This window comes from Veillonellales bacterium, from assembly GCA_039680175.1.
GTDB lineage: Bacteria > Bacillota > Negativicutes > JAAYSF01 > JAAYSF01 > JBDKTO01.
This window is the reverse complement of sequence record JBDKTO010000008.1, coordinates 1-14125: the sequence shown is the minus strand read 5'-3', so window position 1 is coordinate 14125 and position 14125 is coordinate 1. Positions and strand designations below refer to the sequence as shown.

General features: G+C 51.2%; 10 protein-coding genes and 1 other annotated feature. Of the genes, 8 read left to right on the top strand and 2 right to left on the bottom strand.

What is annotated here, in order from left to right; genetic code table 11:
* The first annotated feature begins 42 nt into the window (after positions 1-42).
* Together ABFC84_01165 and ppdK are read left to right on the top strand one after the other, a co-directional pair.
* Positions 43-849, top strand: a complete 807-nt coding sequence (locus ABFC84_01165) for a pyruvate, water dikinase regulatory protein (protein MEN6411354.1) — start codon at positions 43-45, stop codon at positions 847-849.
* Positions 849-3506, top strand: coding sequence for a pyruvate, phosphate dikinase (ppdK, locus tag ABFC84_01160; protein MEN6411353.1), 2658 nt, complete (start codon positions 849-851; stop codon positions 3504-3506). The genes ABFC84_01165 and ppdK overlap by 1 nt, the downstream gene beginning before the upstream one ends.
* Before the next feature lie 161 nt (positions 3507-3667).
* Here the strand turns inward: ppdK and ABFC84_01155 are convergent, their stop codons facing one another.
* Both ABFC84_01155 and thiM read right to left on the bottom strand, forming a co-directional pair.
* Complete coding sequence (locus ABFC84_01155) at positions 3668-4903, bottom strand: CYTH and CHAD domain-containing protein (GenBank protein ID MEN6411352.1); 1236 nt, start codon at positions 4901-4903, stop codon at positions 3668-3670.
* Positions 4839-5717: a hydroxyethylthiazole kinase gene (thiM, locus tag ABFC84_01150; GenBank protein ID MEN6411351.1), complete on the bottom strand. Its 879-nt coding sequence runs from the start codon at positions 5715-5717 to the stop codon at positions 4839-4841. Before thiM ends, ABFC84_01155 begins: the two co-directional genes overlap by 65 nt.
* A 213-nt stretch (positions 5718-5930) precedes the next feature.
* On the opposite strand from thiM, the gene ABFC84_01145 reads away from it, so the two are divergent.
* From ABFC84_01145 to ABFC84_01120, 6 genes are all read left to right on the top strand, one after another.
* Positions 5931-6545, top strand: a complete 615-nt coding sequence (locus tag ABFC84_01145; GenBank protein MEN6411350.1) for a hypothetical protein — start codon at positions 5931-5933, stop codon at positions 6543-6545.
* A gap of 368 nt (positions 6546-6913) precedes the next feature.
* Positions 6914-8221, top strand: a complete 1308-nt coding sequence (locus ABFC84_01140; GenBank protein MEN6411349.1) for a purine/pyrimidine permease — start codon at positions 6914-6916, stop codon at positions 8219-8221.
* 139 nt (positions 8222-8360) lie between these two features.
* Positions 8361-8607, top strand: a binding site (T-box leader).
* Positions 8608-8664: 57 nt separating this feature from the next.
* On the top strand, positions 8665-10317 hold the full coding sequence (ilvD, locus tag ABFC84_01135) for a dihydroxy-acid dehydratase (GenBank protein ID MEN6411348.1): 1653 nt from the start codon (positions 8665-8667) through the stop codon (positions 10315-10317).
* A 10-nt stretch (positions 10318-10327) separates the two neighbouring features.
* The gene (locus ABFC84_01130; protein ID MEN6411347.1) at positions 10328-11260 is read left to right on the top strand and encodes a bile acid:sodium symporter family protein; all 933 of its coding nucleotides are present in this window, start codon (positions 10328-10330) and stop codon (positions 11258-11260) included.
* A 140-nt stretch (positions 11261-11400) separates the two neighbouring features.
* A complete protein-coding gene (locus ABFC84_01125) occupies positions 11401-12618 on the top strand; it encodes an MFS transporter (protein ID MEN6411346.1) in 1218 nt (405 codons plus the stop codon).
* A 104-nt stretch (positions 12619-12722) separates the two neighbouring features.
* Positions 12723-14027 (top strand): hypothetical protein, encoded by a 1305-nt coding sequence (locus tag ABFC84_01120; protein MEN6411345.1) that lies wholly within the window; start codon positions 12723-12725, stop codon positions 14025-14027.
* Positions 14028-14125: the final 98 nt, after the last annotated feature.

The window sequence follows — 14125 nt, the reverse complement described above, 5'->3', positions numbered from 1 at the left end:
GAAGGAGGATTTCACATTAGCCTGCAATTGGAACATCATAAAATGCCCATCGTTTACATTTTGTCCGATTCCATTGGCGAAACCGGTGAAGTGGTTGTAAACGCGGCAGCCAGTCAATTTGATTCCGGCCATATTGATATCCGCCGAGTACCTTATCTGATTTCCGCCCGTCAGGTGGAAGAGGCGCTGCTGGAAGCTAAAGAAGCCGGCGGTATTGTTATCTATACACTGGTGCGGCCAAATTTAAAATCGTTTTTGGAGAAAAAAGCTCAGGAACTGAATCTGATTTCTGTGGACGTAATGGGACCGATCATCGAAGCCTTAAAAAGCGTCAGCGATTTGCCGCCGAAATACGAGCCAGGGCTCATCCGCAAAATGGATGATGAATACTTCAGCAAGGTGGAGGCGATTGAATTTGCCGTCAAATTTGACGACGGCAAAGAACCCCGGGGCCTATTGCGGGCCGATATCGTCGTAGCCGGAATTTCCCGGGCTTCTAAAACCCCTTTGTGCATGTATCTGGCGCATAAGGGAATCAAAGCGGCCAACATACCGCTGGTGCCGGAAGTTACGCCGCCGCCGGAACTATTTCAGGTTCCGGCTCAGCGGGTCGTCGGACTAACTATTAAACCGGCCTTACTCTACGAAATTCGTCAGGAACGCCTGCGGGCCATGGGCTTATCACCTCATGCCGATTACGCCAATTATGAGCGTATTCTGGAAGAACTGGATTACGCCGACACTATTATGCGCAAAATCGGCTGCCCGATTATCGACGTTACCAATAAAGCTACTGAGGAAACAGCCGCCAGAGTGCTGGAATATTACCGTGAAGGAGTCGATCGTTAGTGCCAAAATTTGTCTATTTATTTGAGGAAGGCAACGCTAGCATGCGTTCCCTATTGGGAGGAAAAGGAGCCAATTTGGCGGAAATGACCAATATTCATCTGCCGGTGCCGCCGGGAATGACAATTACCACCGACGCCTGCAAAGAATACTATACCGCAGGCAAAAAACTACCGGCTGGTCTGACGGACGAAGTCAAAAACAAGTTAAGGCATCTGGAACAAGCCACCGGCAAAAAATTCGGCGACACTGCCAATCCGCTGCTGGTATCGGTTCGCTCCGGCGCCGTATTTTCTATGCCCGGCATGATGGATACGATTTTAAATCTGGGACTGAATGAACAAACTGTCACCGGACTGGCAAAAAACACAGATAACCCGCGCTTCGCTTATGATGCCTACCGCCGTTTCATACAAATGTTTTCCGATGTCGTGCTGGAAATTCCCAAACACGACTTTGAATCTATCCTGAGTCGGCAGAAAAGCCGTCAGGGCGTAACGTATGATCAGGAACTTTCCGCTACATCCCTCCGGGATATTATCGTTGCCTATAAGGATTTAGTAGAACAAAAAACCGGCCGGCCCTTTCCCGAGGACCCAACCGAACAACTGTTTATGGCTGTGGAGGCCGTATTCCGTTCCTGGAACAATGATCGGGCCATCATTTACCGCAACCTGAATAAAATCGATCACGATCTGGGAACCGCCGTTAACATCCAGTCCATGGTATTCGGCAATATGGGCAGCGATTGCGGTACCGGCGTAGCCTTCACCCGCAATCCCTCTACCGGGGAAAATATTCTGTATGGCGAATATCTGACCAACGCTCAGGGCGAGGATGTCGTAGCCGGTATCCGGACTCCTCAGCCAATCGCCAAACTAAAAGACGAAATGCCGGCTATTTATCAGCAGTTCGCCCAAACCGCCGGTATTTTGGAAAAACATTACCGCAACCTGCAGGATATCGAATTCACCATTGAAAAAGGCAAGCTGTACATGCTGCAAACCCGAAATGGCAAACGTACCGCCCAGGCCGCCGTAAAAGTGGCGCATGACATGGTGGACGAAGGACTGATCAGTAAAACAGAAGCCTTGTTAATGGTAGAACCGGATCAGCTGGTTCAGTTGCTCCACCGCCAAATCGACAGTTCGGCAGCCCTCAACATTGTAGCTCAGGGCTTACCCGCTTCCCCCGGCGCCGCTTCGGGAACCGTTGTCTTTGACGCGGACGACGCGGAAGCGTTGGGCAAGGCCGGAAAAAAAGTCCTGCTGGTACGAACGGAAACCACTCCCGATGATATTCACGGCATTATTACCGCCCAGGGCGTACTGACCAGCCGGGGCGGAATGACCAGCCATGCGGCCGTCGTCGCCCGGGGCATGGGAAAGCCCTGCGTCTGCGGCTGTGAAGCTCTGAAAATTGATTATGCGAAAAAAGAAATCGCCATCAGTGATCTCACGGTCCGGGAAGGAGATCTACTGTCCATTGACGGCGCTACCGGACGGGTTATTTTAGGCGAAGTACCCATGAAAGACCCGGAATTGTCCAAAGAATATCTGGACTTATTAGCCTGGGCCGATGAAGCCAAACACCTGGATGTCCGCGCCAATGCCGATACGCCGGAAGATGCGTTGCGGGCCCGCCAATTCGGCGCTACCGGCATCGGTCTTACCCGCACGGAGCATATGTTTATGCAGCAGGATCGCCTGCCATATGTACAGCAGATGATTTTGGCGGAAAACCCGGAAGACAGAAAGGCAGCCTTATCCCACCTTCTGCCGATGCAGGAAGGTGATTTCTATGGTATTTTAAAAGCCATGGAAAGCTTCCCGGTATGCATCCGCCTGCTGGATCCGCCGCTGCATGAATTTTTGCCCAGCCAGGAAGAACTGCTGGTGGAAACCACCAAACTGCGCACCCTGGGTAAAAATCCAAAACTGCTGGCGGAAAAAGAAGCATTACTGAAAAAAGTAAAACAGCTCCATGAATTCAATCCGATGCTGGGACACCGCGGCTGCCGTCTGGGCATCACCTTTCCGGAAGTCTATGAAATGCAGATGCGGGCCATCTTTAACGCCGCTGCCCGCCTGACAAAAGAAGGCTTTCACATACTGCCGGAAATTGAAATTCCTCTGACGATCAGCAAGGACGAGATGTCCTTCTTTAAAGAAAAAATCGACCGTATCGGCCGGGAAGTCATGCAGCAATACGGCGTCAGCTTCCATTACAGCATTGGCACCATGATTGAACTGCCGCGGGCCGCCCTGCTGGCCGATGAGCTGGCTGAAGTTGCCGAATTTTTCAGTTTCGGCACCAACGACCTGACTCAAACCTGTCTGGGCTTCAGCCGCGACGACGCCGAAGGCAAATTCCTGCCTTATTACCTGGATAAGAAAATTTTAAAAGATAATCCCTTTGCCGTACTGGATCGCAAAGGTGTCGGTAAATTGATGCAAATCGCCGTGGCCGGCGGCCGAAAAACCCGCCCCAACATGATGATCGGCATCTGCGGCGAACACGGCGGCGAACCAAGTTCGGTGGAATTCTGCCATCAAATTGGTCTGGATTTCGTCAGCTGTTCGCCCTACCGGGTTCCCATTGCCCGGCTGGCAGCCGCCCAGGCCGCCGTCAGTCAGGACGAAGCCCGCGGTACAAAATAACTAAGCCCCACTTGGCATGGCCTCGCTTAGTACGAAGTCATGTCTCTATACAGCAGACAGCCCTTCACACGGACTGCCTGCTGATTTTTTTATAAAATCTTTTAGTCAAAGCCCTGCGCTATGCGATAAGTGCCGAAAAGGCGCTTCAGCGGCTTTGCCTATTATTCCAGCCATTGCGGCAGCCGTTGTCTGACAAACGTATCCAATGACACCTCTGACGGAAGCGAATTTTTCCAGGGCAACTTCAGCAGCCAGCCCCACAGCTCCAACAGCAGGGGCGTTGTCCTTCCGGCCGCCAGCGAAGCTGCCAATCGTTCGGCCTGGCGATGATGTTCCAGCGCCAATACCTGTTCCAATTCATTTCCTGTCTGCCGACAAATTGACCTCCATTCGGTCCAAAGCTCCTCAATTTTTCGCAAGGGTTCCAGTTCCCGGTCCCACTGCTGCAGCGCCGCCTTATGCCGGATATACTCCTTCGGCGGCAGCAGCGGTTGAATGAAAGCCAACAAAGAACACAGCCGCCGTAACGCCGTCTGCAATTCATGCAGGGCTTCTGGTTCTTTCGGCCGCCGAAGAAATTCCGTCTGAACCGCCAATACCTGTTGGACCCATTCCGGCATGATCCGTTCCAAACAGGATCCTAAAGGATCGCTGTCTGCCAAGCGAACCGGCGGATGACTTTTCCCGTCCTCCCGCCTGGTTAAACCGGCTAGCACCAATCCCCGGTAGTATTTGCTCCTCGGCTCCGGCAGCAGGGGAAATCGGCGGGATAGCTCCGCCCCCAGCTGCAGCAAGACGACCGGCTGGCCCTGTTTCAATTCCAGCTCCACTTCCAATATCGGTTCCCGCCGGTCTGTCTCACCAGCCACAATCTCGCCCCGATCGGCAGCCGCCTCGATCCGGTTGCCGTCAGCAGTGGAAATGTTAAAAATTCGCCGCTGGAACCGGGTAATAAACAGCGGCAGCAGTTCTGCCCCGCCTACGGCCTGCCGCAGCCGGAAACCGACGGGAGTAGCCATAAAGGGCTCAATATCCGGCGCATCATCCTCAACAGCCACATTCCATTCCTGCCGGCAATGAAGCCCCCCGGCAGACTTTCCATCCCCTTTAACAGTAGCCACCCAGCGGTCCCCTTCCCGTCGGACGCGGTAAGTCAGCCGTGATTGCTGCAGTGCCTGATTGGCTGTATCATAATACCTGGCTTCCAAACTCCGGGTGACGGCCGGCTCAGCATCATCAGCAGCCAGCAGCGGTGATACCAGCAGCTCGTCCCAGATTCCGGGAGCCGTTACCTGCAGTTTCAATTCTGTTTCGGTATAATCGGCCATCGGTTCACTTCCTTTCGTTAAAATCCCCTTCGCCGCCGACAATCGTTCCCGCTTCCTCCGCCGGTCCATTCTCCGGCGCCAATCCCGGGGCTGCCGTTTTCGCCGCAGCCAGTTTGCGAAACTCTTTATATGTCAAATTATACAACGCATCCATAAATTTAACGGCAAAACTGCCCGGACCTTTTGCTTTATCAGCCGCCTTCTCTGCCGCCGCCCCATAAAAAGCCAGGGCTGCCAAAACCCCCAGCTGCTTATCTTCCGCCACCGCCAGAAAAGCCCCGGTCAGAGAACTGAGCGCGCAGCCTGTGCCGGTAACCAATTGCAGCAGGGGATCTCCTGTGCCATTGGAAAATACCCGCTCCCCGTCGGTGACATAGTCCAACGGCCCGGTAGCGGCAACCAGTGCCCCGGTTTGGACTGCCAGCTGCTTCAGACTTTCCACATTGGCCTCTGAACTGGCGCTGTCAACCCCTTTTACCTGGTCGGCGGTACCGGCCAAAAAGCCGATTTCCCCATAATTCCCGCGAATCAGACTCAGCTTGATATCATTGATAATCTGCGCGGCGGCCATATTCCGGTAAGGAGTCGCGCCGACTCCCACCGGATCAAAAACAATCGGCTTTTTAAATTTATTGGCATATTCACCGGCCTTCAAAAAATAAGAAATCTGGCGGGTATGAAGCGTGCCGATATTTAAAATCAGGGCATCGCAGCTTCCGGCCAGCGATTCCGCTTCCGCCGCTCCTTCGGACATAATCGGCGACGCTCCCGCCGCCAGCAGAACATTGGCCGTAAAATTTGTGACTACGTTATTAGTAAGATTTACAATAAGGGGGCAGCGATTTCTAACCTCTTCCCGGATTTCCCATAATTGCTTAATCATTTTCCATCCATCCTTACCCTTGCAAAATATGTTAATTTTGTTACTTCGCAAATTTGCCGGCAAATCCTGCCTGTTCAGAAAAATATCTAATTAAATCATTTCTTTACTATCGCATGTATCGATTTCTTTTCATTAATTTCCCATTTAGCAGGGATTTTTGACTGCTGCCGGGAATATATTCTGCATTGACTACTAAAAAGAGGAGGATTGACAATGAACCGGCTACATCGTTTCATTATTACAGTTTTCTGCTTAGTTTTGCTTGGTTTTTGCGGTCGTCCCGTTTTTGCCGCCCCGGTTGCAATCAGCACCCCCCTGGAAATTGCCGACATCGGTACGCTGCTGCTGCCCCTGCCGGTGGAAGCAACCGAAGCAAAAGGAGTCGAAGGAACCGCTGCCATAGCCGCACAATACGATATAACCGCCAATATAAACGACACCCGGCATTATGCCCGCTTAATTATCTACAAGGACACAAAAGATATGGGACTTGCTGCGGATATTTTTACTCAAGCCAGCGCCAATACCAAAAGCTTGCAGCTGATTTCCGGTGCCGTCAAAGAAATGGTTGGTAAAAGCATAACCGAAAACGGCGCCCAATTGCTGCAGTGGTATCCCCTGAAACCTGCCGCTGTCGGCAAAACCAACGCGATCAATTTAACCTCTCTGCTGATTGTCACCGAAAAACTCCCTCTGCCCATGTTCGCCAATGTTTATGTTTTCACCCAGGACCGGCATCTGACAGGTCTGGCCCTATTGTGCCCCGACAGTGACCGGACTTATTGGGAACCCCTGTTCCGGGACATGATGGCGACGGTAAAGAATTAGGGCTTAGGGCGCATAGCACTTGGAACGTAGAACTTGGGACTTGGGACTTGGCACTAAATTCTGTCATTGCGAGCGGCAGCGAAGCAATCCGGATTGCCGGCTTTGCCCGTCGCCTATCCTGCTTTGAAATCACCACGGCTAACGCCTCGCGATGACACCTATACTGACCCAATCCGGTAGCTCATATTCTTCAGAAGTCTCATGTCCGCAAAAAAATAAGTTTTTAGCTGCCAAAACTCCCTGCACTCTTTAGGAATGCAGGCTTTTGGTTTATACGCCTAATTTCGCCACGAATTCTCATTTGTGTTACAATATATATATCCTCTATTTCAGTATCACGCTTTGGCTTTTGCAGAAAGGAATATCCCATGTCTATTTTATACCAGCTGAACGATCGGCTGCCTGCCTCCCGTACGTTGTTATATTCCTTCCAGTGGCTGGCGTTTAACCTAGTCAACGTCTCCGTTATCCCTGTCGTTGTCGGTCAGGCTCTGGGGCTTGATCCGGCAGGCAGCGCCCAATTGTCCCAGCGGATCATGTTTTTTGCCTCAGCCGCCTCGATTCTCCAAGTTCTATACGGCCACCGACTGCCAATTATTGAAGGGCCGGCCGGTATGTGGTGGGGCATCTTTCTGACGCTTGGCTATATGGCTCCCACCATGGGCAAAGATATCGCCCTGCTCCGCAGCGATTTGGAACTGGGCATGATCATCGCCGGAATGGTGCTGGTTCTTATGGGCATGACCGGGTTAATCAGCCGGGCATTGAAACTGTTTACCCCTCCGGTTACCGGAACGGTACTGGTATTGCTGGGGCTGCAGCTGTCAGGCCCCTTTCTCCGGGGTATGCTGGGCATCACCCGGGAAGGGGACGCCGTCAGCTTTCCCGCGATGTTCGTATCTCTGCTGGTCATTGCCGTCGTGATCTTGGTGAATTTAAAATGCCACGGCTTTTTTCGCAGCATTGCCATTCTCATCGGCACCGCCATCGGCTGGATCGCCGCTGCTTTACTGGGGATATCCCCCAGTATTGGCTGGAACAGCCGCAATATCGCAGAAATTCCTGCCTTATTCGCCTGGGGTACGCCCACCTTTGATCCGGCGATCATTTTAATCTGCATTTTAACCGGCATACTGGTACTGTCCAATTCGGTAGCCAGTATCCTGGCCATGGAGCGAACCCTGGACATCACAGCTGAAAAAAAAGATTATGACCGGGGCGTAACCTGTACCGGAATTGGCGATATCTTATCAGGAATCGGCGCTACCGTCGGCCTGGTACCCTACTCGGGCAGCGCCGGCCTGGTCAGCCTGACGGGAGTTGGTGCCAGGCTGCCGTTTTTGCTGTTCTCCATCCTAATGATGCTCATGGGCCTGCTGCCATCAATCGGCCAATTTCTCAGTTCCATCCCTGCCCCGGTGGGTTATTCCGTACTATTGGCATCTTTTTGCCAAATGCTGTGCTTCGGGCTCCAGGACTACGCCCGGATTCAATTAACCGGGCGGCGGGTATTTGTCGTCGGTATTCCGCTGTTGGTCGGAACCGGTATTCTGACATTGCCGGCTTCCACCTTTATCAGTCTGCCGGTTTGGCTGCGCTACATCTTCAGCAACGGCTTTCTGGCGGGTATGCTGCTGTGTATTCTGCTGGAACATGTCCTGCTGCCGGAAAAGTAGCTCATAGCTCATGGCTCATGGCTCATGGCTCATGGCTCATGGCTCATGGCTCATAAAAATGATAAATTTAATATTGACAATTGACAATATTAATCCTATACTGTAATAAAGTTTACAGTATTATAAATGAATACATAATACAAAAGTGATGACGGAGACATGTGTACATCTTTCATTGCAGAGAGCCGGTGGCTGGTGCGAACCGGTAATGGAAATATACAAACTCTCGCTCCTGAACTGCAAAGCTGAAAATAAGTAGGCTGCGCCGGATTTGGCTCCAAAAGAGTGCAATCGTTACTTTGCTAGGGTTGTTAGACCTGATAAGATGCAGATGATTTTGTCTGCGAAAAAGGGTGGTACCGTGAGAAATTCCTCTTGCCCCTTTAAGTCTTTGACTTGAAGAGACAGGAGGTTTTTTATTAATTATTTTAGGAGGAATTATAATGCGTAGTGACATTGTTAAAAAAGGCTCCACCAGAACTGCCCACCGCTCGTTGTTTTACGCGATGGGGTATACGCCGGAAGATCTGGAAAAGCCGCTCATTGGAGTCGTTAACGCCTTCAACGAGATCATTCCCGGCCATATCCATCTGCGGGAAATCGCCGAGGCGGTAAAACTGGGAGTTGCCGCCGGCGGCGGTACGCCGATCGAATTCCCGTCTATCGGCATTTGCGACGGAATCGCCATGGGCCACGAAGGCATGAAATACCCCCTGGCTAGCCGGGAGCTCATCGCCGACTCGATTGAAGCCATGACGATTGCCCACGGATTCGACGGTCTGGTCCTCATTCCCAACTGTGATAAAATCGTCCCCGGAATGTTAATGGCGGCTGCCCGTCTGAATATTCCCTGCGTCGTCGTCAGCGGCGGACCAATGCTGGCCGGCCGTTACCAGGGAAAAGACGTCAGCGTCAGCACCATGTTTGAAGCAGCCGGCCTGTTTGAATCCGGCAAAATCAACGCTGCCGAACTGGATGCCATGGAAAAATCCGCCTGTCCCGGCTGCGGTTCCTGTGCCGGACTATTCACCGCCAACACGATGAACTGTCTGACAGAAGCCCTGGGCATGGGTCTTCCCGGCAACGGCACAATCCCGGCGGCATATTTTGGCGCCCGCCGGATGCTGGCGAAACGGGCCGGCGGACTAGTTGTCGAACTGGTAAAAAAGGACATCAAACCACGGGATATCATGACGATGAAAGCGTTCGAAAATGCCGTCGCCGTAGACATGGCTACCGGCGGTTCCACTAATACAGTGCTGCATCTGCCAGCCATCGCCTATGAGGCGGGACTGGATCTGTCCTTGACAAAATTCGACGAGATCAGCGGCAAAGCAGCTTATATTACCAAAATGAGCCCCGGTGGTTCTCACCACCTGCAGGATTTAAACGAAGCCGGCGGCATTGCTGCGGTAATGAAAGAATTGACGAAACTGGGCATTATTCACACCGACGCGCTGACCGTCAGCGGTACGGTGGAAGATCGGATCAAAGATGCGGCCATTACCCGCCCGGACGTAATCCGGAGCGTGGAAACACCTTACCGGAATAAAGGCGGCATCGCCATTTTGACCGGCAACCTCGCCCCTTACGGCTCGGTCATCAAAGAAAGCGCTGTGGCGGAAGACATGCTGGTCTATGAAGGCAAAGCCAAAGTATTCGATTCGGAGGAAGCGGCGATCGACGCCATTACCGCTAAAAAAATTCATAACGGCGACGTTGTTGTCATTCGCTACGAGGGACCGAAAGGCGGACCGGGAATGCGGGAGATGCTGAATCCTACCGCCGTGATTACCGGGATGGGTCTGAAAGTCGGTCTATTAACCGACGGACGGTTCAGCGGTGCCAGCCGCGGCGCCTGTGTCGGGCATATTTCACCAGAAGCCATGGAAGGCGGGCCGATTGGCTTAATTAAAGAAGGAGACAGTATTTTAATTGATATTCCCGGCAGAAAGCTGGAATTAAAGGTGAGCGATGAAGAATTGGCGAAACGGAAAGCTGCCTGGTCCCAGCCAAAGCCAAAAGTCACCAGCGGCTATCTGGCTCGCTATGCTAAGCTAGTCACATCGGCCAATACCGGTGCCGTATTGAAATAGGAGGGAAATTATGGATACTATTGAGAAAATAGTTAAATTTATTACGCGGTTTTTCCCGGTATGGGTCATTCTGTTTGCAGTCATTGCTTTTTTCTTTCCCGCTCCGTTTAAAGGCTACGGCGGCTGGATCACCTATCTTCTTGGCTTGATTATGCTGGGAATGGGCCTGACCATGACACTGAATGATTTTAAACTGGTGTTCACCCGGCCCAAAGATGTTCTCTGTGGAGTGGTCTTCCGCTATTGCATTATGCCCCTGGTTGCTTTTGCCGTCGGCAAACTTATGGGACTGCCGCCGATGCTGGCAGCCGGACTAATCCTGGTCGGCTGCTGCCCCAGCGGCACTGCCTCCAATGTAATGACTTTTATTTCCAAGGGCGATACGGCCCTTTCGGTGACCGTTTCCAGTATTAATACTGTATTGGCGCCGATATTGACCCCGTACATTTTTTTGCTGCTGGCCGGTACCCTGATACCGATCCAAGCCGAGGCGCTATTGGTAGATATTCTGAAAATTGTGATCTTGCCGGTGGCCCTGGGCATTGTTATTCGGGCCTTTGCCTCTGACTTTGTCGACAAGGTGATAAAAATTATTCCACTGATTTCGGTGGTATCGATTATTGCCATCATCACTATCGTGGTGGCTTTGAGCGCCGCTAAGCTGGCTACGGTGGCAGTCATCGCCTTCCTCGCTGTTATCCTGCATAATGTCTGCGGCCTGGGGATCGGCTATGGTGCTTCCCGGGCAGTGGGGATGAACCACAAAAAAGCAAAAGCGATTTCCTTTGAAATCGGCATGGAGAATTCCGGTCTGGCGGTGGCGCTGGCCATTGCCCACCTCGACCCCGTTGCCGCTATCCCCGGAGCGATCTTCAGCGTCTGGCACAATTTCTCCGGTTCCCTTTTAGCCGGTTATTGGGCATCAAAGGAAACTAAAGAGTAGCACTTACTTTAAAACAGAAGAAAATAGCTTATAAAAATTATTATTTTATAGGGTGGTCCCACGGTAAAACGCCCCTAACGATTTTAAACCGTTAGGGGCGTTTACCATTAGCAAATTAACAGTACAACAGGAGGTTACTTGTGTCGGAAAAAAATTTATTTAAACTGCCTAAAATTATTTGGTTACAATTATTCTTACTTGCGCTAGGCTATGCTTTTTATTCGGCAAATCGCCTATCGTTCGGCGTTGGACTAAAATCAGTTGCAAGTCAGCTTGCACTAACAACAATCCAAATTGGCACATTAGGTACTATTTTCACTTTAGGTCAGGCATTGATTGATATTCCAGCAGGTTATCTAGCGGATCGCTTTGGGCGTAAGCGGATGCTGATTATGGGAATGATGGGAATCGGCACGATGACTATGCTGGTAACTACTTCCCACAGTTTCATCGAAGCAGCCGTCTGGCGGTTTTCGTTTGGGGCAACTGAAGGGATCTGGAACATTGTCATGTATTCGGTTGCAGGATCAATTTTCCCGGCAGCCAGAGCCATGTTAAACGGTTTAATGATGACTTTTTACTCAATAGGAGCCTATGCAGGGCCATCCTATTACGGCTGGAACCTCGAAACAACCGGAAGCTGGAGTGGCGGCCTGCTGACAATGGGTGCTGTCACCGTTGCTTTTGCTGTAATACTAATTTTTGGATTCAAAGCACGTTATACAGACCAATCAAAAGACATCAAACAAACTCATCTGCTGGAAGCGTTACATACGGTTGGCTCTAACCGAATTGTGTGGCTCGGTGTACTGATTCAAATTTTAAACATTATCCCTTATTGGGGTTTCGCATCCATGGGACCTTACTTATTTATGACCTATAAAGGATTCTCCGCAGCTCATGCCGGTCAATTTTTTGGAATTATCTATGGCGTCGGCGGATTAAGCTCTGTTGTTTTAGGTTATTTCGCCGATCATTTTGGCCGTAAACCAATGATTACATTTTTGGCAATTCTGAATACCCTTTGCGCTGTACTCATCTTTCACTTTATCCCGCAAAATTCAACATTTTTATTATACTTCGTAGGCGGGCTGATGGGAATCGGACTTCACGCAATCTATGTGTTAGGATATACAATTGCACAAGACGGCGTCAAACCGCATCAAATTGGTTTAGCAACAGGAATTGTCGGTGCCTCTAGTTATTTTCTATCATTTTTTTCCGGTCCGTTAATGGGATACTTAACCAAAGCATATGGGTATCTGGCAGCGTTAGATATTGTTGTAGTTGCTTTTGAAGCCATTCTCATTGTTATTGCAATTTGCATGGTAGAGACACAAAAAAGAAGTTTTAACTGACGCCGTCGTAAGCAAAAGCTTCGGCCGGTTATTGGCAAAACGGGAAACAGCGAAAATGCTAAATAAGTAGGAAGGTAGTATAATAGAAGCAAGGAGGTTGAATTATGACTACCTTTTCTCCTCTTCTCACCCGTTTAACTAATCATCTAACCATTTCCGATCAACATCTTGAACAAATAGCCGTATCATTTACCCAGGCCATAGAAGACGGTCTGACAGAAAAATCCAGTCCGCTTAAAATGCTGCCTTCCTATTTAGCCAAACCTACCGGACAGGAAACCGGCATCTACCTGGCTCTGGATTTCGGCGGTACCAATGTCCGGGTGCTGCTGATTGAACTGCTGGGCCAGGGGCGGTCCGATGTCCGGGTCCGTTCCTGTCAGCCGCTGCAAGATTATCTTTCTCCCCATACTTCGGCGGAAGCACTATTTAATGCAATTGCCGCCGCCATTGGCAGACTGGCTCCGCCCGGTGTTGTTTGTTATCTGGGACATACCTTTTCTTTTCCCTCCCGGCAGCAGAGCATTAACCATGCCGTTCTGCTTGACTGGACCAAAGAAATCAAGGCCGCCGGAATGGAAGGCCGCAATGTGAACCAGCTGCTGCAGGAAGCTTTAATCCGCTGCAGGTTCCCCAACGTAATCCCCAAGGCAATTCTGAACGATACGGCAGGCACACTGCTAACAGGAGCCTTTCAGCATCCGTCTACCGATATCGGCTCCATCTGTGGCACCGGACATAACACCGCCTATCTGGAATCCCACTCCCCCCTTACCGGCCAGCCGATGATTTTAAATCTGGAATCCGGCAATTTTGATCAGCTTCCGGTCACCTACTATGACATCATTCTTGATAAAACCAGCGATAACCCCGGTCGGCAGCGTCTGGAAAAAATGGCTTCCGGCCGCTATCTGGGAGAATTGCTGCGGCTCATTGCCACTGACCTCTTCCCTGAGGTAATGGCCAGGGCCAAACCCGGCCAGCCCCTTGCCACCCCTTACGCTCTGACTAGTGAAGATATAACCCGGCTGTTGTCCGACCACACTCCTGCCCTGGACGATATCTCAGACTGGCTCAACGACCGGCTTAAGCTGCCAAACTCTTCCCTAAAACAGCGCACCGCCCTAAAACAAATCGCCGGACTGCTGATTGCCCGCTCAGCCCGAATGATTGCGGCTACCTATCTGGGTATTCTCCGCCACATCGACCCGGAGTGTTCTTCTCCCCATGCCATTGCCATCGACGGCTCCCTATACGAAAAAATCCCCGGCTACGCTCAAACCATTCGTGCCGCTCTTGCGGCAGCCCTGGGAGAGCAGGCTGAACAAGTCACTGTGAATCTGGTCAAGGACGGCTCCGGCATCGGCGCCGCCATTGCCGCCGCCATTGCCGTAAAGAGCGAGGCATAGCTCATAGCTCATAGCTCATAGCTCATAGCTCATAGCTCATAGCTCATAGCTCATAGCTCATAGCTCATAGCTCATAGCTCATAGCTCATAGCTCATAG